Source organism: Rhizobium leguminosarum, assembly GCF_010668065.1.
In the GTDB taxonomy this organism is placed as follows: Bacteria; Pseudomonadota; Alphaproteobacteria; order Rhizobiales; family Rhizobiaceae; genus Rhizobium; species Rhizobium leguminosarum_S.
Genome location: NZ_WUEN01000010.1, coordinates 161,243 through 179,519, shown reverse-complemented (window position 1 = coordinate 179,519; position 18,277 = coordinate 161,243). Strand labels below are relative to the sequence as shown.

Below are 18,277 nucleotides of genomic sequence, written 5' to 3'. Positions count from 1 at the left end.
CTACTCTCCCCTCTGTCTTGCCATGCGCACCAGCATGAGCTTGGCGGCAGCCAGAACGATGAAGGTGACAACGAAGAGGATGAGACCGAGCGCCGAGAGCGACGACCTGTAGAGGTCATCCGAAGCTTCGGCAAACTCGTTGGCGAGCGTCGCAGCGATCGACGTGCCGGGCTCCATCAGCGACACCGCGATGTTATGGGTGTTGCCGAGTACGAAGGTGACCGCCATGGTCTCTCCGAGCGCGCGGCCGAGACCAAGGAAGATGCCGCCGACGACAGCGGTGCGGGTGTGCGGGATGACGATGTCGCGCACCACTTCCCACTTGGTCGAACCAAGCGCATAGGCCGATTCCTTCAGCGGCTCTGGGACGACCAGGAAGACGTCGCGCATGACCGAGGAGACGAAGGGGATGATCATGATCGCCAGCACGATGCCTGACGTCAGCATGCCGATGCCGAGCGGAGCGCCGGAGAACAATGCACCGACTACCGGGATCGGGCCTAGCCAGTCGATCAGCACCGGCTGGACGTAGTCCGACATGAAGGGGGCGAAGGTGAAGAGACCCCACATGCCGTAAATGATGCTGGGGATACCGGCGAGAAGCTCGATGGCGCCGCCGATCGGGCCGCGAATGGAGCGCGGCGCAACTTCGGTAATGAAAACGGCGATACCGAGGCTCACGGGAACGCCGATGATCATAGCAAGCGCCGAGGTGACCAGTGTGCCGTAAATCGGTACAAGGCCCGAGAACCGCTGGGCAACCGGATCCCATTCCATGCCGGTCAGGAAGCCAACGCCGAAGGTCCGAAACGCGAGAAACCCGTCCCAGACCATGGAGAACGCCGCTGCGAACAGTGCGACCAAAACAAACAGGCCGCAGCCCAAAACTATCCAATAAAAAATACGATCGCCTGCCGCGCCGTCGCGGCGCTTCACGCCCGCGGTTGTGGCGGGCAGCGATGCCATTGCTTCGCTCATATCCGTACGCTCTGCTGCTTTGAGGGGGTGTCAAAGGCATTCGAGCATGATGCCGAAAAGTGTAAGCGGTTTTCGGTGACATCATGCTCTAACCCCTTAATTTAGAACAGGATTCAGATTTTAGGCCAAGTCGGCCTAAAATCATCCTGTTCTAGGCGGAAAGCCTCGCTTTCCGCCCCGACCGCGCGTCTTGCAGGGATCAGCCCTTGAACGAGGCCGTCCAGTAATCTTCGATCTGCTTCACGAGGGTCTGCGGAAGCGGAACGTAGTCGAGTGCAGAGGCTTCCTTCTGGCCGTTTTCGAGCGCCCATTTGAAGAAGGCGAAGGCTGCCTTGGAGCGCGCCGCATCTTTCGGCTCCTTGTACATGATCGCCCAGGTCGTGGCGGTCACCGGCCAGGCCTTTTGGCCCGGAGCATTGGTCATGATCAGGTAGAAGTCCTGAGCCTTGGCCCATTCGGCGCTGGCGGCAGCAGCCGAGAAGCTTTCCGCATTCGGCTTCGGATACTGGCCTGCGGCGTTCTGGATCAGAACGTAGGGCAGCTTGTTCTGCAGGGCGTAAGCGTATTCGACGTAGCCGATCGAATCCTTGACGCGGGTGACGTAAGCGGCAACGCCTTCATTGCCCTTGCCGCCGATGCCGACCGGCCAGTTGACGGCGGTCCCTTCGCCGACCTTGCTCTTCCAGTCTTCGTTGACCTTGGAGAAGTAGTTGGTCCAGTTGAAGGAGGTGCCCGAACCGTCCGAACGATGGACGACGGCGATCTGGCTGTCGGGCAGTTTCAGGCCGGGATTCAGATCGGCGATGGCCTTGTCGTTCCACTTGGTGACATTGCCGAGGTAGATGTCGGCGAGAACCTTGCCCGTGAGCTTCAGTTCGCCCGACTTGATGCCCTTGACGTTGATCACGGGCACGATGCCGCCGACGACGAGCGGGAACTGACCGAAGCCGCCAGTCGTCAGGTCTTCCGGCTTCATCGGGGCGTCGGACGCGCCGAAGTCAACCGTTGCAGCCTTGATCTGGGCGATGCCGCCGCCCGAACCGATCGACTGGTAGTTCAGCTTGTCGCCGGTCTGCTTGTTGTAGTCCGCAGACCATTTGGACAGGACGGGATAGACGAAGGTAGACCCGGCGCCGGTGATATCGGCGGCGGACGCCGAAACCGCCAGAGCGGCAACCAGGCCGGCGCCGAGGCAGGCCGAAAGAAGTTTGTTGGTGAGCATTTGAAGCGCTTCCCTAATGGATTTGAAAAACAACGAGACCAGCGCCGTGGAGGGGGTGTCCATTGTCTGGGGCGCTGAAATTCCCGTCACAGCAGGCGGGCTAGGCGCGTTTTATTACAGTTTGATGACGGTATTTGACGGTCGCAACCGACCGCGAGGCCGTGCCTCAAATGCTGCAGTTGCGGCCTTTTGGTTGAAACGCGGATTTAACAAAGCCTTAGCAAAAACATTGGGATAGATTGACGCATGGCTGTGGTGGATTGCCGCAGCGATGCCCGGAAATGTCGTTTTCAGGATTTCGAAATCCCGGGCCGCTCATGCCCGATACCGAATTGGTGCGATGGCCTTTACGAGATCACGCGGCCGACTCTTCTCGCAGCCTGCTGGATATGTCGCATGCCGACATGGGTTTTCCGAGCATATAGCCTTGAAGCTGGTCGCAGCCGGCGTCTCGCAAGATCGCCGCCTGACGGCTATTCTCAATACCTTCGGCGGTCACGGGAATCTGCAGAGCGGTCGCCAGGGAGATGGTTGCCCGAAGAATATCGGCGCCATTTGCGGTTTCATCGAGAGCCGACACGAGCGACCGGTCGATCTTCATGCGATCAAACCCAAACTGCCGCAGTGCGCCGATGCTGGCGTAGCCGCAGCCAAAATCGTCAAGAGCAAACTTTATGCCGACGCGCTTGAGTTGGTCTATCGACCGACGGGCCTGATCCGGATTTGTCATCAGAACGCCTTCGGTGATTTCCAGTGTCAGGCGGTTAGGATCGAAATCCAGTTCCTGCAGGATCGCGATCACCTGGGCAGCAAATTCCGGATTGCAGAGCTGGATCGGCGAAACGTTCACCGACAAAGTCAGACCGGGCCAGCTCTTGGCATGCCCGATCGACGTTCTCAGCATATGGACGCCAAGGGCATCGATGAGGCCGCACCTTTCAGCAAGAGGGATGAATATTTCCGGGCTGACGTTTCCCGTTGCAGTTTTCCAGCGCGCCAGTGCTTCAAGACCGGTGACAGCGCCGGTCGAAGCAGAGACGAGAGGCTGGAAAACAGCTTCGATTGCGCCGCTGCCGATGGCGTTTTTCAAGAGACCTTCCAGCTCGGCGACCCGTATGCGTTCCCGGTCCAGTTCGGGGTCGTATTCAACCGCCTGACCTTTGCCATTTGCCTTGGCACGATAGAGGGCCATGTCGGCTCTGCGAAGAAGCTCCAAAGGCGATATGTCTCCATCGCGCGCCGCAGCTCCAATGCTTGCGCCAACTTCGATCGTTCGCCCGTCAATTTTGAAGGGCTCGGCAAACAGCGCCAGAATCGCCTCTTCCATCTCTTCGCGTGCAGTGGCTCCAACGTGCACCAGCGCGAATTCGTCGCCTCCCAGCCGGGCCGCGGCCAGGACTTCAGGATGACTGGTCATCAGCGCGTTCGAGACGATCCGGATCAAATCATCACCAACCGCATGCCCCCAAGCATCGTTGACTGCCTTGAAGCCGTCGAGATCCACCAAGTAAAGCCGCGGTGACGAAGGATCCGAGCTCTCCAGATCCTCCAGCAGGCGGAGAAGCCCCTGTCTGTTCAACAAGCCACTCAAGCTGTCATGGCTCGCTTCGAAGCGAGCTGTCTGCGCCAGTTGGCGCAGGCGCCGCGCTTCGGATGCGCCAACCAACAGAACGCCGATCAAGAACAGCGAAAGGACGACGGTAGAAGCTGCAAGATAAGGATAGACCTGCTGAAACACGGCACTTCCGGGCGCTTTGCTCGGCCAAACGAGATAGCCGATGACGGCTCCCTTGATGTCGGTGATCGGCGTGTTCAGGAATCCCGGCTTGGGCGTCGTCTCGAGGCTCAACCCCTCGAGTTCATGTTCGTTGGAGAGAGTGTCGAGAACCTCCGACGTAAACGCCTTGTAGAAACTCAGCACGCTGAACTTCGGAACCTCGGCGGCGGCCTCGAACGGCTGGATCGCCTGCGAGGCGATGAGTGCCATACCGCTTTCAGTCTTGATGAAATTGATCACCGGCGCCTTGGCCGGAGCGGCAGCCGTATTGATCTGTTGATAAAAGGCTTCCCCGAAAAACGTGCCCGGCTGGAAGGGCTTGCCTTTGGCATAGGCCGAGACGATCGAAGACCCGTCAGGGCCGGTCACGATCGCGCCGTCATAAAGCGCATAATCCTCGCTGGTTTTTCCCCAATTCTCATAGGCCCAATCCGCAGCGGTCGGAGATGAGACAGCACTATAGGCATCGTCCCATATGGCATTGTCCGTCGTTGTCCCGCTCAAGCGAGCCACAAAGGCTGCGACCGCCGCGCGGGCGGCGCGACTGGCCCTGGCATCGTCGATTTCGTTCGCCGACCGGGTCATCGTGGCGACGACATGTGCCATAAGGCCGGTCAATACGAGAGCGACGACAATGAAGCAGACGGTTGTCGCAATGATGGAAGACGTTTGAGTCCGAACGTGCCTGGCTGCAAGATTCGACGACATGCAAATTCCGCAAAGATTAATTGCAAGGCCATGTCTGTGTGACGGCAGGAGACATCATGTCCGCAATGCGCTGCAGATAAGATATAGCATTTGGCGATGTAGGCCCAATTAATGGGTTTGGTTAAAAGCGTGCTATCCGGGAAAGAGGCGCCGCCATTCGCAGAAAGACGGGCCGTCATCGCCGCAAATCGGGACAGGCCCGCCATCGTCAGCGTCGGTCTGCTGGCCCCCGCTCAAACCTTGATCACATAGTCCTTGCGAGTCGTTTCAACGACTTCCCACGTTCCCTTGAAGCCGGGTCTGAGGATCATCCGGTCGCCCGCTTTCAGATCAACCGGCTCACCGCCCTCCTCCGTCACGATCGAATGACCGGCCAGCAGGCTGAAATATTCCCATTCCTCGTAGACGATCCGCCACTTGCCCGGTGTCGCCTCCCAAATGCCGGAATAGAGGCCGCCTTCTCTCTCCTCCAGGTTCCAGGTGCGGAAATGCGGATCGCCGGAGATAATCCGATCGGCTTCGGGGGCGCCGAACTCGGGTTCGACGCCGTCGATGCTGAAGGTGATGAAATTTGCCATGGTCACCGTAGATCCCTCTGATATCAGATCTTCGAGAGCGCCTGTTCAAGATCGGCGATGATGTCTTTGACGTCCTCGATGCCGACGGAGAGGCGCACGACGTCAGGGCCTGCACCGGCGGCGATCCTCTGCTCGTCGGTCAACTGCCGGTGCGTCGTCGAGGCCGGATGGATGACGAGCGAACGGGTGTCGCCGATATTGGCAAGATGGGAGAAGAGCTCCAGCCCCTCGACCAGTGTCTTGCCCGCCTCATAGCCGCCCTTGACCCCGAAGGTGAAGACGGAGCCGGCGCCCTTCGGCGAGTAGCGCTGCTGCAGGGCGTGGTTCGGGTCGTCGTCGAGGCCGGCATAATTCACCCAGGCGATCTTGCTGTGCGCCTTCAGCCATTTCGCGACGGCGATCGCATTGTCGCTGTGGCGCTGCATCCTGAGCGGCAGCGTCTCGATGCCGGTCAGGATCAGGAAAGCATTGAAGGGCGAGATGGCCGGCCCGAGGTCGCGCAGGCCAAGCACGCGGGCAGCGATCGCAAAGGCGAAATTGCCGAAGGTCGCGTGCAGCACCATGCCGTTATATTCTGGCCGCGGGCTCGACAGCATCGGGTAATTGCCGGATTTCGACCAGTCGAAGGTGCCGCCGTCGACGATGAGGCCGCCCATGGAATTGCCGTGGCCGCCGAGAAACTTGGTCAGCGAATGCACGACGATGTCGGCGCCGTGCTCGATCGGGCGGATGAAATAGGGTGTTGCCATCGTATTGTCGACGATCAGCGGCAGGCCATGGCGATGCGCGACGTCGGCGATGGCGGCGATATCGACGAAAGTGCCGCCGGGATTGGCCAGGCTTTCGATGAAGATGCCGCGCGTCTTCTCGTCGATCTGGCTTTCGAAGCTTGCGGGATCGGCGGCATCGGCCCAACGCACCTGCCAGCCGAAATTCTCGAAGGCGTGGCCGAACTGGTTGATCGAGCCGCCGTAGAGCTGGCGGGCAGCGATGAAATTCTCGCCGGGACGCATGATATTGTGGAAGACGATCACCTGCGCCGCATGGCCGGAGGCAACGGCAAGGGCTGCCGTGCCGCCCTCGAGCGCTGCGACGCGCTCCTCGAGTACCGCCTGTGTCGGGTTCATGATTCGGGTGTAGATGTTGCCGAAAGCCTGCAGACCGAAGAGGGCAGCGGCATGATCGGAATCATTGAAGACGAAAGCGGTCGTCTGGTAGATCGGCGTTACCCGCGCGCCCGTCGTCGGGTCGGGCTGCGCACCGGCATGGATCGCCAACGTGTTGAATCCCGGATCGTTCTTGGCCATGTCGTCCTCCCGTTATTGCTGACGTGTAGGATCATAGCCTGTCGCTTGCGAAAGTTAATTGCGATCCGTTTCAACCCATGGACGTTCCGTGGAAAATCCGTCTCATGGGACCGCAACTCAGGCAATAAGTCGGGGATACTCGATCGCCGGGCAGCGGTTCATCACCACCTGGATGCCGGCAGCCTCGGCCTTTGCCGCAGCCGCATCGTCGCGCACACCAAGTTGAGACCAGATGATTTTCGGCAGCGGCCTCAGCGCCAGCGCCTCCTCGACGACCCCATCCAGATATTCGGAAGCGCGAAAGACGTCGACCATGTCGATCGGCACGGGAATGTCGGCGAGCCGGGCATAAACGGTGCGGCCCTGGATCTGTTTGCCCGCCTGCCCCGGATTGACAGGAATGACCTCGTAGCCGCGCGACAGCAGATAACCCATGACGCCGTTGCTCGGCCGGGCCGGATTGGGCGAAGCGCCGGTCAGCGCGATGGTCTTTACCGAATGCAGGATGCCGACGAGGTAATCATCCGTATAGGCGTCGTGATTCATGTCCACTTCTCCACTCCCGAAAGCCCTTCGGCACGGCCGGCATGTTTTTTTGCGTTTCCGTGAAACCGGCTGCGTGTCTTTCCCGTATATATGAATTGGATACTCCTTGAGGATGATTCGATGAAAAAAATCGCTCTTGCCCTCATGCTCGTGCTCGCCGCATCGCCGGCGCTGGCGATCTTGCGCTACAATCCGCTCACCATGAGCTGTGCCAGCGTGCGTGCCGCCATCCACAATCAGGGCGCTGTCATCTTCCGCTACCAGTCTCCCCGTGGCTTGCCGCTCTACGATCGCTATGTTCGCAACAGCAATTATTGCGACGCGACCGATTATGCGGAATGGACATATATCCCTTCGAAAGACACTCCCCGCTGCCAAGTTCTGAACTGCCAGAACATCGACAACCTTGACGGGATGCTCTTCGTTCCGCATCATCAGCTCTGATGTTTTTCGCCGTCATGGCGGACGCAGGAACTGCACGCCTTTCGCGTTTGCGAAAGGTTTGAGCTCAATTCCGCGCTGCGATTTCCTGAAGATTACACAACCAAAAGCTTTAATTTTCCCGTATGTCAAAGCTATAGAATAATATCTATATTTCAGCAGCATAGAATAATCACTTCCCGAATTCCCGTAGATATTTTCTCTTTTTGTTCGTGATAATGCCGCCGTTTGTTCCCGCATCCATTAGAAGCATCTCATAGTTGAAAACGTCGCGTGGATTGAACGTATGTCGCGCGCACGTAAAAATTGCTCCAATGCCCCACCATTGTTCACATACTGAAAGGATGCTATTCGACATATGAACGCATAAGCGACCACAGCCGTACGTTTTCGTGCAAATCCCAGTTGTCTTTTCAGGAATTTGAAACGCCGAAGGCGAGGCGTGTTCCGCTTCCTCTCATCCTTTCCGGATTACTCCCTTGCCTCTCGACGTCATCCTGCTCGTTCTCTTCGGCGCACTGCTGCACGCGACATGGAACGCCATCATCAAGGCGGGGAGCGATAAGTCCCTCGATGCGGCGCTGATCTCGGCCGGCGGCGCGGTTTCGGCACTGCCGTTTCTGCCATTCCTGCCGTTGCCGGACGCCTCGGCCTGGCCGTTCATCGGCGCCTCTGCCATCCTGCAGTTTGCCTACTTTCAACTGGTCGCCGCCGCCTACCGGGCTGGCGATATCGGCCTCGTCTATCCGCTGATGCGTGGCTGCGCGCCACTGCTGATCGCCGCGACAAGCGGTTTCATCCTGAAGGAAAATCTTTCCGGCGGCGCCCTTGCCGGTACGATGACGATCTCGGCCGGCGTGCTGACACTCGCCCTCGAGGCGCGGCGCGGCAGCAGCCGCGCCGTCATCCTCTCGCTTGCCAATGCCTTCGTCATCGCCAGCTACACCTATGTCGACGGAATCGGCGCACGCATCTCCGGCAATGCGATTTCCTACACTTTGTGGATGTCGCTGCTGCCGCCGGTGCTACTGTTTTCCTGGGCAGCGTCCCAGCGCGGCGCTTTCGCAGTGGTGCGTCACGTTCGCCGCAACTGGTGGCGCGGCCTCATCGGCGGCGCCGGCTCGATCGCTTCCTACGGGCTGGCGCTCTGGGCGATGACGAAAGCCCCGGTCGCGACCGTCGCAGCCTTGCGCGAAACCGCCATCCTGTTTGCACTGGTGATCTCGATCACCGTCTTCAAGGAAAAAGCCAGCATCTGGCGCTACGTCGCCGCCGTCGTTATCGCGATCGGCGGGCTGCTTCTGAAACTGGCGTGATCATTTGAAACCAAATTCACGGCGAAGTATCTGAAAAAGCTCGCCTGCCGCCTCTTCATCTAATTGAATGGTTTGACTGAGTTTACCTGGCTCTTGACGGCTAACTCTTCCGTAAGTTGATATTTGGATCAATTTTCGGCCATCATATTCATGGGCGAAAATTTTCGCATCTATGGGATCATGCAGCTGAAAACGCTGCATTTTTGCCAGCTCAAATTTCGTGATCCGCGCCACTATTACTCACCCTTCCATTCGGCCTTGCGCTTGCCGAGGAAGGCGCCGATCCCTTCCTGCGCATCCTCAGTCAGCATGTTCTCGACCATCACCCTGGCGGTATAATCATATGCCGCCTCCACCGGCAGTTCGAGCTGCCGGTTAAAGGCTTCCTTGCCGATCTTCAGCGTCAGCGGCGACTTGCTGGCGATCACTGCCGCATATTTGGAAACCACCTGCGCCAGATACTGCATCGGCACGATACGGTTGACGAGGCCGAAATCCTTGGCGGTCGAGGCGTCGATCGTCTCACCGGTCAGCAGCATCTCCATCGCCTGTTTGCGGTGCGCGGCACGGGAAACGGCCACCATCGGCGTCGAACAGAAGAGGCCGATATTGACGCCCGGGGTGCAGAATGTCGAACTATCGGTGCAGATCGCCAGATCGCAGGAAGCAACGAGCTGGCAGCCCGCAGCCGTTGCAAGCCCGTCGATCTCGGCGATGACAGGCTTCGGCAGATGCGCGATCTTCAGCATCAGATCGGCGCAAAGCCGGAAGGATCTTTCGAAGAAACCGACCCCCTGATCTTCATCGGCGCGATGGGCGGTGAGTTCCTTGAGATCATGCCCGGCGGAAAAGACATTGCCGGTCGAGGCGATGACGACCACGCGCGCATCCGGCTCCGCCCCGGCCGTCTCGAGCTCCTCCAGCAGCGCTTCGAGAAGCGCGATCGAAAGCACATTGGCCGGTGGGTTGTTGAGCACGAGCCGCAGCACGCCGTCGCGCAGCGAGCGGGTCAGCAAGCCGCCCTCTTCCGCTCCGGCGTCCTTCCGGAAGGATACGATTTCGGCCATGCTGCTCTCCCTGCGCTCGATTCCAGGCAGACGTTTTGCCACAAGGCGCCGGAAATTTCGAGCAGGATCCGCACTCCACGCGGAGACCGCTGCCGTCAGGACCAGAACCACGACTTGGATGTCTCAGCGCTTGCCTGCGCACGGGTCAGACCGACATCGCAAAGCTCGTCGTCGGTGAGTTCCAAAAGCGTGCGGCGGCTGCGGCGCTTTTCGAGGTGATGCTCGATCGTCATCAGCAGCCGCAGGCTCCAGCGCGCCATGCCGTGAAGTCTCGACCGAACGATATCGCGAGGTGTGTCAAGGATCCCGCTTAATTCCAGGGCCATCTCTTCTTCCTTTCTTCAACGGATGAAAGATGCGCTGGAAGATGCCGCGAAAGAAGCTTATGGATATTATGATATGCATAAGGATTTCTTTTGTATGCCTCTCCACCTCGATCAGCTTGCCGCCTTCGTCAATGTCGCCGATCTCGGAAGCTTCACGGCTGCGGCCGACAAGGAAGGCCTGACCCAGCCGGCCGTCAGCCTGCAGGTGAAGGGGCTCGAACAGCGGCTCGGCGTACGCCTGATCGAGCGTGTCGGGCGGCGGGCGCAGCCGACCGCTGCAGGCCTCGACCTGCTCGTGCATGCAAGGCGGCTGCTTCAGGAATCGGCCGCCGCGGAAGAAGCGATGATGCCGTACAGAGATGGCGCCTGCGGCCGTGTGCGCATCGGCAGCGGCGGCACGGCGTCGATCCATCTGCTTCCTCGCGCCATCGCCGTTGCCAGAAAATCCATGCCCGGCCTCGAAATCACCGTGCGCATCGGCGATGCCGACGACATTCTGCGTGATCTGGAGGCCAACAGCCTCGACATCGCCGTCGTCGCCCTGCCGGCATCCGGAAGGAACTTCGAGATCGAGCCGTTCTACGAGGAGGAATTGCTGGCCGTCGCCCCTGCGGGCAGCCTGATGCCCGAAGGCGGGCCGGACGCCGCCTTCATGCGCGACAGGACGCTGCTGCTTTATGAGGGAGGCAATACCAGGCGGGCGATCGACGCGTGGCTGGCTGCACCGGATACCAGGATCCGGCCTGCGATGGAGTTCGGCAGCATCGAGGCGATCAAGGAGCTGGTGGCCGTAGGGCTCGGCTGGTCGATCCTGCCGGGGCTGGCGCTGAAGCGCGACCGCGCCGGCCTTGTGACGACTTCATCGCTGAACCCGCGGCTCACGCGCCGCCTCGGCATGGTTCTGCGCCGGGACAAACATCTGACACGCGGCCTTCGCGAAATGATGAAATGCCTGCGCGCGTTCAAAGGTTGAGAACCGCTTTGGATCAGGGGACGCGATTTCAAACCGGCAGAGATGACCTGAAAAACGTCAGGCGCAGCAGTCCGCGACCGCAGAAATATGAGGTATCAAAATACCACATATCTAAGTATTTGTTTTTACTCCAAAATTTTTCCAATCCTTTGGGATGTCGATATTGACCCAATGTTACATTCCCTTTATACACCGCCCCAGAACGCAGCCTGTCCGGGCTGCTTTCTTTTTGGCATGCCTAAAGCCCGCCAATCCAAGCAACAAGAAACGCCCTTCAAGCCTTCGGGCCAAGGGTCCCAAAAGAGAGTATTCACTATGGCAACCTTCTCCCAGAAGCCTGCAGAGGTGGAGAAGAAGTGGGTGATCATCGACGCCGAAGGGCTGGTCGTTGGCCGTCTCGCTTCCATCATCGCTATGCGCCTGCGCGGCAAGCACAAGGCAACCTTCACGCCTCACGTTGACGACGGCGACAACGTCATCGTCATCAATGCCGAAAAGGTCGTTTTCACCGGCAAGAAGTATTCCGACAAGGTCTACTACTGGCACACCGGTTATGCCGGCGGCATCAAGGAACGCAGCGCACGCCAGATCATCGAAGGCCGCTTCCCGGAGCGCGTCCTCGAAAAGGCCGTCGAACGCATGGTTCCGCGTGGCCCGCTCGGCCGTCGCCAGATGAAGAACCTGCGCGTTTACGCCGGCTCCAACCATCCCCATGAAGCCCAGCAGCCGGTCGCCCTCGACGTTGCCGCGCTCAACAAAAAGAACGTAAGGAGCGCCTGATATGGCTGACCTCTCCTCCCTGAAGGATCTCGGCACGGTTTCCGAAGCTACTGCTCCGGCCCACGTCCGCAAGGTCGACTCGCTCGGCCGCTCCTACGCGACCGGCAAGCGCAAGAACGCTGTCGCCCGCGTCTGGGTCAAGCCGGGCTCCGGCAAGATCACCGTCAACGGCAAGGAATTCGCGGAATATTTCGCACGTCCGGTGCTGCAGATGATCCTGCGCCAGCCGATCGTTGCGGCTGCCCGTGACGGCCAGTTCGACATCGTCGCAACCGTTGCCGGCGGCGGCCTTTCCGGCCAGGCCGGTGCCGTTCGCCATGGCGTGTCCAAGGCGCTCACCTACTTCGAACCGGGCCTGCGCGCGGTACTGAAGAAGGGCGGCTTCCTGACCCGCGACAGCCGCGTCGTCGAACGCAAGAAGTACGGCAAGGCGAAGGCCCGCCGCTCGTTCCAGTTCTCCAAGCGTTAATCGCTTCGGACAGACGGAATTTACGAAGGCCGGGGCAACCCGGCCTTTTTGTTTTGCGCTGTTTAAACCAATCGGAAGCGTGCCGGCATGCCATTGTCGCATTCCCGCTCTGCTGGTAGAAACTTGGCAAAGCGCTTCGGAAATGAGCGAAGCCGCAGTCAGGGTCGCATCATGGGAACAACCAAGTCCGCAGACAAATAAGCCGCAACAACTCTGCCCTGTTGTTGCGGCGTCTGTCCGGTCAATCCCGATACTGATGAAGAGACAGATCGCCGCCGAATGAAATCATTTGAGCGGGTTCTTTCCCATGTCTTATCCCAAAATCCAGCAATGGACCTATCCCCTGCCGGCAGCCTTACTGCTGATGGCACCCTTCGACATCCTGGCCTCGCTCGCCATGGATATCTATCTGCCGATCGTACCGGTCATGCCGCAGGCGCTCGGCACTTCGCCGGCGGTCATCCAACTGACCCTCAGCCTCTACATGCTCGTGCTCGGTATCGGCCAGATCGTCTTCGGCCCAATTTCCGATATTGTCGGACGACGGCCTGTCCTGCTTGGAGGTGCTGCACTCTTTGCCGCTTCATCCTTCCTGCTTGCCGGCTCCTCGTCGGCGCCGATCTTCGTGGTCTTGAGATTGTTGCAGGCAGTCGGCGCGTCGGCGGCACTCGTCGCAACTTTCGCAACCGTGCGTGACGTCTACGCCGGACGTCCCGAAAGCAGCACGATCTATAGCCTTCTCGGCTCCATCCTCTCCTTCGTGCCGGCACTCGGCCCGATCATCGGAGCCTTGATCGCGGATCGCTTCGGCTGGCGCGCCATCTTCCTCGTCATCGGCTTCCTTTCGGTTGTCGCCCTTTTCAACGCCGGCACGCGATGGCACGAAACCCGCCCTGCCGTCACCGCGAAGATCGCTCTCCGCCCGATCCTTACAAGTCTTCCCTTCTGGGTTTATACGGGCGGCTTCGGCACGGCGATGGGCGCCTTCTTCGTCTTCTTCTCGACGGCACCCCGTATCCTGATCGACAAAGCCGGTTTTTCCGGCATCGCCTTCAGCTTCATCTTTGCCACGGTGGCGCTGGTGATGATCGTGACGGCACGTTTCGCCAAACGCTTCGTCATGCGCTGGGGCATTGCAGGCAGCCTTGCCAGAGGCATGGCAATGCTGCTTCTCGGCGCCGTGCTGCTTGCCTTTGGAGAGTTGCTTCTGCAGCCTTCCCTCGTCAGCTTCGTCGTGCCGATGTGGATCATCGCGATCGGCATCGTCGTTGCGACGGCGGTCACCGCCAACGGCGCGCTCGACGCCTTTGGCGACATGGCCGGGACAGCGGTCGCGCTCTATTCCTGCGTCGCGAGCATCATCGTCGGCTTTGCCGGAACCGTCTTCGTGATTCTGCTCGGCGGCGACAGCGCCTGGCCGCTTGTGGGCTATGTCTCAGCGACCGCGCTGACGACGCTGGCTGGATTGTGGTGCCTGCGGGAGCCGGCCCGATAAGCAGCGGGCAAATGACGGTCGCTCGACGATAACGACCGGCCGTCGTCCGAACGATTGCTTGAAATCCGTCCGCACCTCGCCTACCCCTTTCTGCGCGCGGGGGATCGGCCAATTCCCTCGCGAGACCCGCCGCCCGACGCTCTGGCGTCAAACGGCGATCCTGCAATGCAGCGTCCGTATCGAACGCGACTATGATTTTGCGACCGAAAAAGGAGCATGATTTGGCGAACAGATCGATTGACCACGCCTTTACGGCGACCAGCCTCACCTCCGCCGCCAGCGATCCGACCTTTGCCGGTGCCCTGTCCTTCATGCGGCGCCGCTTCACCAAGGAGCTCGCCGGCGTCGACGTCGCCGTCTGGGGCATTCCCTTCGATGCTGCGACCTCAAACAGGCCGGGCACACGCTTCGGGCCGCAGGCGATCCGGCGCGCTTCGGCGATCTTCGACAATGATGCGCAATATCCCTTCAACCGCGAACTCTTCGCCGAAATGGCCGTGATCGACTACGGTGATTGCCTGCTCGACTATGGCAATCATCAGGACACGCCGGCCGCCATCGAACGCCAGGCGAATGTCATCCTCGACAGCGGCGCCTTCCTGCTGACGCTTGGCGGCGATCACTACGTCACCTGGCCGCTGCTGAAAGCCCATGTGGCAAAACATGGGCCGCTGGCGCTCGTGCAGTTCGACGCGCATCAGGACACCTGGTTCGACGAGGAACGGCGCATCGACCACGGTTCTTTCGTGGCGCGGGCCGCCCGCGAAGGCATCATCGATCCCGACCGCTCCATTCAGATCGGCATCCGCACCCATGCGCCTGAGGATTGCGGCGTCAATATTCTATACGGTCATCAGGTCGAGGAGATGAGCGCCAGCGATATCGCCTCGGCGATCATCTCCCATACGCGCGGGGCGCCGGCCTATCTCACCTTCGATATCGATTGCCTCGATCCGGCTTTTGCGCCGGGCACCGGCACGCCGGTTTCAGGCGGGCCATCGAGCGCCAAGATCCTCTCGGTGCTGCAGCGTCTGCACCAGCTCGATATCCGCGGCGCCGACGTCGTCGAGGTATCGCCGCCCTATGATCATGCCGATATCACCGCCATTGCGGGGGCAACGGTGGCGATGTATATGCTGGGGCTTCATGCCGAGCGACGCGCCATCGCCGTGTCACAAGGCTGACCTATCATCCTCAAACTGAATCCGGAAACCTTCAGAACCCATTGAAAGCGCAGGTTTAACATGGCACCGAAAATCTTCATCGACGGCGAACACGGCACGACGGGTCTGCAGATCCGCACGCGCATGGCCGGCCGCCGCGATGTCGAACTTCTGTCCATACCCGAAGCCGAGCGGCGCAACGCCGCGATGCGCGAGGACATGCTGAACGGCGCCGACATCGCCATTCTCTGCCTGCCCGACGATGCGTCGAAGGAAGCGGTGCAGATGGTTTCGGCCAACAACAATGTGCGCGTCATCGACACCTCGACCGCCTTCCGCGTCAATCCCGGCTGGGCCTATGGTTTTGCCGAAATGGATAAGCAGCAGGCCGACAAGATCGCTGCCGCCCGTTTCGTCGCCAATCCCGGCTGCTATCCTACCGGAGCGATCGGCCTCATCCGGCCGCTGCGCGCCGCCGGCATTCTGCCGGACGGCTATCCGATTACGGTGAACGCGGTCTCCGGCTATACCGGCGGCGGCAAGCAGATGATCGCCCAAATGGAAAACCCGGATCACCTGGATGCGATCACCGCGCCGCATTTCCTCTACGGCCTGCCGCTCACCCACAAACACGTGCCCGAGATGACCGTGCACGGCCTGCTCGATCGCGCGCCGATCTTCTCGCCGTCCGTCGGCAAGTTTGCTCAAGGGATGATCGTGCAGGTGCCGCTGCATCTCGACGATCTCGCCGAGGGCACGACGATGGAGAGCATCCATGCCGCCCTCGTCGCCCATTATGCCGGCCAGGATATCGTCAGTGTCGTGCCGTTGGCCGAAAGCAAGGCCCTGCCCCGCGTCAATGCCATCGAACTCGAAGGCAAGGACACGATGAAGCTCTTCGTCTTCGGCACATCAGGTGCATCGCAGATCAATTTGGTGGCGCTGCTCGACAATCTCGGCAAGGGCGCCTCGGGCGCCGCCGTCCAGAACATGGACCTGATGCTCGCCTCGTAAGGCGCAGACGACGGCCTCAACGTGGTGCCGCTCGAGCTTTGTATCGATGACTTCATCATGATCTTTCCGCGGCCGCTTGCATCGGCGGCCGCAGCATCGCTTTCGCGCTCGATCATCGATGACGATTGGGCTATGAAACCGGATCCTTCCTCGCTGCCCATCCCGAATCACGGAGCCGATGTCATGACGCTGGATGCGCTTATCGCTGGCGTCGGCGCATGGTTTGCCGCAGCCTTGCCCGATCATGGCATCTATGCGCTGATGGCGTTTGCCTTCATCGCCGGGCTTGCCCGCGGCTTTTCGGGTTTCGGCGCCGCATTGATCTTCATTCCGCTCGGCGGCGCGATCGTCGGGCCGAAGCTGATCTCACCGATCCTGCTCGTCATCGACGGCATTGCCACGCTCGGGATGATCCCGCCGGCCTGGCGCGGCGCCAACCGACGCGAGGTTTTCGTCATGGCGGCGGGTGCCGCGCTCGGCGTCCCGGCCGGCACGGCGATGCTGGCGCTGCTCGACCCGATGCTGTTGCGCTGGAGTATCACGATCATCGCCATCTCCTTGCTTGCGCTGCTGGTATCGGGATGGCGTTACCACGGCGCACCTTCGGCGCCAATCAGCAGCGGCGTCGGCCTGATCGCCGGGCTTTTCAGCGGCGCTGCGCAGCTCGGCGGGCCGCCGGTCGTCGCCTACTGGCTCGGCGGCAAGAGCGACTTCACCCGTGTCAGGGCGAACGTCGTGCTCTACTTCTCGATCTCGTCCGTCTTCAGCGCCATCAGCTACTATATCGGCGGACTGTTCGTGCCCGCCGTCTTTGCGCTCACCGTCGTCATCCTGCCGAGTTATGTGGTCGGACTCTACGGCGGCTCGAAACTGTTCGGGCTTGCCGAGGAACGAACTTTCCGCATCGCCTGCTACATCCTGATCGCCGCCGCCGCAATCATCGGCATGCCGCTGCTCGACAGCGTGCTACGGTAGATCCGCCCCTGAGAAGGCCGCTCGCTTCAGTCGCGTTCGGCGATCATCGTCCCGTGCGGATATTCGCCGTAAAAGCCGCGCCAGTTGGCGACGGCGAAGCCGAAAACCACAAGCGCGCCGGCTTGATGCAGCAGGCCCCAGTGAAGTGGCACCTGCATCAGCAGCGTCGCTATGCCGATCGCTGCCTGCAGCGTAACCAGCGCGAAGAGCAGGACGGCTCGGCGTGCATGGGTGGTCCAAGGTGCTGCACGAAGGGCGATTACCATGTTGATCAGCGTCAGTGCGAACAGCGTATAGGCGCCGATGCGATGGATGAACTGCACCGTCTTCGGGTTCTCGAAAGCATTGATCCAGAAGGGCTGCTGGATCAGCAGATCGGAAGGGATGACGGCGCCATCCATCAGCGGCCAGGTATTGTAGGAAAAACCGGCGTCGAGCCCCGCCACCAGCGCGCCGAGATAGATCTGGAACAGTGAAAAAATAGCGATCGCGGCGGCAAAACCGCGCGAGCTTCTTGTCGGCGCCGGATCATCGGAATGTCTGGAGAGACCGCGCATGATCCACATGCAGCCGGCAAAGATCAGGCAGGCCATGACGAGATGCGTCGCCAGCCTGTACTGGCTGACGTCGGTGCGGACGGAAAGGCCCGAGGATACCATCCACCAACCGATAAATCCCTGCAGGCCGCCAAGCGCCAGGATGCCGACGAGCGGCCAACGCAGACGCTTCTCGATCCGCCCCGTCAGCCAGAAATAGATGAGCGGCAGCGCGAAAATTACGCCGATGGCACGCGCGATCAACCGGTGCGCCCATTCCCACCAGAAGATGCCCTTGAACTCATCGACGGTCATGGAACTGTTCAGCTGCTGAAATTCGGGAATGCGCTGGTAGAGGCGGAATTCCTCTTCCCATTCGGCGGCCGACAGCGGCGGGATGACGCCGTGGATCGGCTTCCACTCGGTGATCGACAGGCCGGAATTGGTCAGCCGCGTGGCGCCGCCGACGAGCACGAGACAGAAGAGCGCCAAAAGCACGAAGCCGAGCCAGAAGCGCAAGGCGCGGCGGTCGCGATTCTGCTTGCGCATTTCGCTCAGGATCGCCTGTTCCGTGGTCGGGTTTGCGACGGCCATGATGTCTCCTTC

The 18,277-nt window shown here is 60.4% G+C and carries 20 protein-coding genes; 10 read left to right on the top strand and 10 right to left on the bottom strand.

Annotated elements, in window-relative coordinates:
* A complete protein-coding gene (pstC, locus tag GR198_RS24900) occupies window positions 1-978 on the bottom strand; it encodes a phosphate ABC transporter permease subunit PstC (RefSeq protein WP_029872860.1) in 978 nt (325 codons plus the stop codon).
* A 199-nt stretch (window positions 979-1,177) separates the two neighbouring features.
* Window positions 1,178-2,200 carry a phosphate ABC transporter substrate-binding protein PstS gene (pstS, locus tag GR198_RS24895; RefSeq protein WP_029872861.1) on the bottom strand — a complete coding sequence of 341 codons (1,023 nt, stop codon included), beginning with the start codon at window positions 2,198-2,200 and terminating at the stop codon, window positions 1,178-1,180.
* A 16-nt stretch (window positions 2,201-2,216) separates the two neighbouring features.
* Between pstS and GR198_RS24890 the strand changes: the two genes are divergently transcribed.
* Complete coding sequence (locus GR198_RS24890; RefSeq protein WP_164069729.1) at window positions 2,217-2,438, top strand: hypothetical protein; 222 nt, start codon at window positions 2,217-2,219, stop codon at window positions 2,436-2,438.
* Between the two features lie 117 nt (window positions 2,439-2,555).
* Here the strand turns inward: GR198_RS24890 and GR198_RS24885 are convergent, their stop codons facing one another.
* The 4 genes from GR198_RS24885 to GR198_RS24870 all read right to left on the bottom strand — a co-directional run bounded on the left by GR198_RS24885 (window position 2,556) and on the right by GR198_RS24870 (window position 7,116).
* Window positions 2,556-4,685 carry a bifunctional diguanylate cyclase/phosphodiesterase gene (locus tag GR198_RS24885; RefSeq protein ID WP_029872862.1) on the bottom strand — a complete coding sequence of 710 codons (2,130 nt, stop codon included), beginning with the start codon at window positions 4,683-4,685 and terminating at the stop codon, window positions 2,556-2,558.
* 233 nt (window positions 4,686-4,918) lie between these two features.
* Window positions 4,919-5,263 carry a cupin domain-containing protein gene (locus tag GR198_RS24880; protein WP_029872863.1) on the bottom strand — a complete coding sequence of 115 codons (345 nt, stop codon included), beginning with the start codon at window positions 5,261-5,263 and terminating at the stop codon, window positions 4,919-4,921.
* A gap of 23 nt (window positions 5,264-5,286) precedes the next feature.
* Window positions 5,287-6,570 carry an O-acetylhomoserine aminocarboxypropyltransferase gene (locus GR198_RS24875; RefSeq protein ID WP_029872864.1) on the bottom strand — a complete coding sequence of 428 codons (1,284 nt, stop codon included), beginning with the start codon at window positions 6,568-6,570 and terminating at the stop codon, window positions 5,287-5,289.
* 117 nt (window positions 6,571-6,687) lie between these two features.
* On the bottom strand, window positions 6,688-7,116 hold the full coding sequence (locus GR198_RS24870; RefSeq protein ID WP_029872865.1) for a CoA-binding protein: 429 nt from the start codon (window positions 7,114-7,116) through the stop codon (window positions 6,688-6,690).
* A gap of 120 nt (window positions 7,117-7,236) precedes the next feature.
* On the opposite strand from GR198_RS24870, the gene GR198_RS24865 reads away from it, so the two are divergent.
* Window positions 7,237-7,560, top strand: coding sequence for a hypothetical protein (locus GR198_RS24865; protein WP_029872866.1), 324 nt, complete (start codon window positions 7,237-7,239; stop codon window positions 7,558-7,560).
* Between the two features lie 476 nt (window positions 7,561-8,036).
* The gene (locus GR198_RS24860; RefSeq protein WP_029872867.1) at window positions 8,037-8,873 is read left to right on the top strand and encodes an EamA family transporter; all 837 of its coding nucleotides are present in this window, start codon (window positions 8,037-8,039) and stop codon (window positions 8,871-8,873) included.
* Here GR198_RS24860 and GR198_RS24855 read toward each other — a convergent pair whose 3' ends face one another.
* The 3 genes from GR198_RS24855 to GR198_RS24845 all read right to left on the bottom strand — a co-directional run bounded on the left by GR198_RS24855 (window position 8,874) and on the right by GR198_RS24845 (window position 10,266).
* Window positions 8,874-9,107 carry a hypothetical protein gene (locus GR198_RS24855; protein ID WP_050573681.1) on the bottom strand — a complete coding sequence of 78 codons (234 nt, stop codon included), beginning with the start codon at window positions 9,105-9,107 and terminating at the stop codon, window positions 8,874-8,876. It abuts the gene before it with no gap.
* Between the two features lie 2 nt (window positions 9,108-9,109).
* Window positions 9,110-9,940, bottom strand: a complete 831-nt coding sequence (locus GR198_RS24850; protein ID WP_029872869.1) for an enoyl-CoA hydratase — start codon at window positions 9,938-9,940, stop codon at window positions 9,110-9,112.
* A gap of 95 nt (window positions 9,941-10,035) precedes the next feature.
* Entirely contained in the window at window positions 10,036-10,266 is a 231-nt protein-coding gene (locus tag GR198_RS24845; protein WP_003547308.1) for a DUF1127 domain-containing protein, read from the bottom strand.
* Between the two features lie 73 nt (window positions 10,267-10,339).
* Here GR198_RS24845 and GR198_RS24840 point away from each other — a divergent pair, with 73 nt between their 5' ends.
* The 7 genes from GR198_RS24840 (at window position 10,340) to GR198_RS24810 (ending at window position 17,135) form a co-directional block, all read left to right on the top strand.
* Entirely contained in the window at window positions 10,340-11,239 is a 900-nt protein-coding gene (locus tag GR198_RS24840; RefSeq protein WP_204337216.1) for a LysR family transcriptional regulator, read from the top strand.
* 315 nt (window positions 11,240-11,554) lie between these two features.
* Complete coding sequence (rplM, locus tag GR198_RS24835) at window positions 11,555-12,019, top strand: 50S ribosomal protein L13 (RefSeq protein ID WP_003558420.1); 465 nt, start codon at window positions 11,555-11,557, stop codon at window positions 12,017-12,019.
* A 1-nt stretch (window position 12,020) separates the two neighbouring features.
* Window positions 12,021-12,488, top strand: coding sequence for a 30S ribosomal protein S9 (rpsI, locus tag GR198_RS24830; protein WP_164045951.1), 468 nt, complete (start codon window positions 12,021-12,023; stop codon window positions 12,486-12,488).
* A 307-nt stretch (window positions 12,489-12,795) separates the two neighbouring features.
* Window positions 12,796-13,983: a CmlA/FloR family chloramphenicol efflux MFS transporter gene (gene cml, locus GR198_RS24825; RefSeq protein WP_164069727.1), complete on the top strand. Its 1,188-nt coding sequence runs from the start codon at window positions 12,796-12,798 to the stop codon at window positions 13,981-13,983.
* A gap of 221 nt (window positions 13,984-14,204) precedes the next feature.
* A complete protein-coding gene (speB, locus tag GR198_RS24820; protein WP_003547297.1) occupies window positions 14,205-15,167 on the top strand; it encodes an agmatinase in 963 nt (320 codons plus the stop codon).
* A 60-nt stretch (window positions 15,168-15,227) separates the two neighbouring features.
* Complete coding sequence (argC, locus tag GR198_RS24815) at window positions 15,228-16,160, top strand: N-acetyl-gamma-glutamyl-phosphate reductase (RefSeq protein ID WP_164069726.1); 933 nt, start codon at window positions 15,228-15,230, stop codon at window positions 16,158-16,160.
* Between the two features lie 183 nt (window positions 16,161-16,343).
* The gene (locus GR198_RS24810) at window positions 16,344-17,135 is read left to right on the top strand and encodes a sulfite exporter TauE/SafE family protein (RefSeq protein ID WP_029872874.1); all 792 of its coding nucleotides are present in this window, start codon (window positions 16,344-16,346) and stop codon (window positions 17,133-17,135) included.
* A 26-nt stretch (window positions 17,136-17,161) separates the two neighbouring features.
* Here GR198_RS24810 and GR198_RS24805 read toward each other — a convergent pair whose 3' ends face one another.
* The gene (locus GR198_RS24805; RefSeq protein WP_164054549.1) at window positions 17,162-18,265 is read right to left on the bottom strand and encodes a COX15/CtaA family protein; all 1,104 of its coding nucleotides are present in this window, start codon (window positions 18,263-18,265) and stop codon (window positions 17,162-17,164) included.
* Window positions 18,266-18,277: the final 12 nt, after the last annotated feature.

What these genes read in the sequence shown, in the direction of transcription:
- GR198_RS24890 (WP_164069729.1), top strand. Translation starts at nt 2,217, where the DNA reads ATGGATTTGAAAAACAACGAGACCAGCGCCGTGGAGGGGGTGTCCATT.
- pstS (WP_029872861.1), bottom strand. Translation starts at nt 2,200, where the DNA reads ATGCTCACCAACAAACTTCTTTCGGCCTGCCTCGGCGCCGGCCTGGTT.
- GR198_RS24850 (WP_029872869.1), bottom strand. Translation starts at nt 9,940, where the DNA reads ATGGCCGAAATCGTATCCTTCCGGAAGGACGCCGGAGCGGAAGAGGGC.
- GR198_RS24840 (WP_204337216.1), top strand. Translation starts at nt 10,340, where the DNA reads ATGCATAAGGATTTCTTTTGTATGCCTCTCCACCTCGATCAGCTTGCC.
- pstC (WP_029872860.1), bottom strand. Translation starts at nt 978, where the DNA reads ATGAGCGAAGCAATGGCATCGCTGCCCGCCACAACCGCGGGCGTGAAG.
- rplM (WP_003558420.1), top strand. Translation starts at nt 11,555, where the DNA reads ATGGCAACCTTCTCCCAGAAGCCTGCAGAGGTGGAGAAGAAGTGGGTG.
- GR198_RS24870 (WP_029872865.1), bottom strand. Translation starts at nt 7,116, where the DNA reads ATGAATCACGACGCCTATACGGATGATTACCTCGTCGGCATCCTGCAT.
- argC (WP_164069726.1), top strand. Translation starts at nt 15,228, where the DNA reads ATGGCACCGAAAATCTTCATCGACGGCGAACACGGCACGACGGGTCTG.
- GR198_RS24875 (WP_029872864.1), bottom strand. Translation starts at nt 6,570, where the DNA reads ATGGCCAAGAACGATCCGGGATTCAACACGTTGGCGATCCATGCCGGT.
- GR198_RS24810 (WP_029872874.1), top strand. Translation starts at nt 16,344, where the DNA reads ATGACGCTGGATGCGCTTATCGCTGGCGTCGGCGCATGGTTTGCCGCA.
- GR198_RS24805 (WP_164054549.1), bottom strand. Translation starts at nt 18,265, where the DNA reads ATGGCCGTCGCAAACCCGACCACGGAACAGGCGATCCTGAGCGAAATG.
- GR198_RS24885 (WP_029872862.1), bottom strand. Translation starts at nt 4,685, where the DNA reads ATGTCGTCGAATCTTGCAGCCAGGCACGTTCGGACTCAAACGTCTTCC.
- rpsI (WP_164045951.1), top strand. Translation starts at nt 12,021, where the DNA reads ATGGCTGACCTCTCCTCCCTGAAGGATCTCGGCACGGTTTCCGAAGCT.
- GR198_RS24845 (WP_003547308.1), bottom strand. Translation starts at nt 10,266, where the DNA reads ATGGCCCTGGAATTAAGCGGGATCCTTGACACACCTCGCGATATCGTT.
- GR198_RS24880 (WP_029872863.1), bottom strand. Translation starts at nt 5,263, where the DNA reads ATGGCAAATTTCATCACCTTCAGCATCGACGGCGTCGAACCCGAGTTC.
- GR198_RS24865 (WP_029872866.1), top strand. Translation starts at nt 7,237, where the DNA reads ATGAAAAAAATCGCTCTTGCCCTCATGCTCGTGCTCGCCGCATCGCCG.
- cml (WP_164069727.1), top strand. Translation starts at nt 12,796, where the DNA reads ATGTCTTATCCCAAAATCCAGCAATGGACCTATCCCCTGCCGGCAGCC.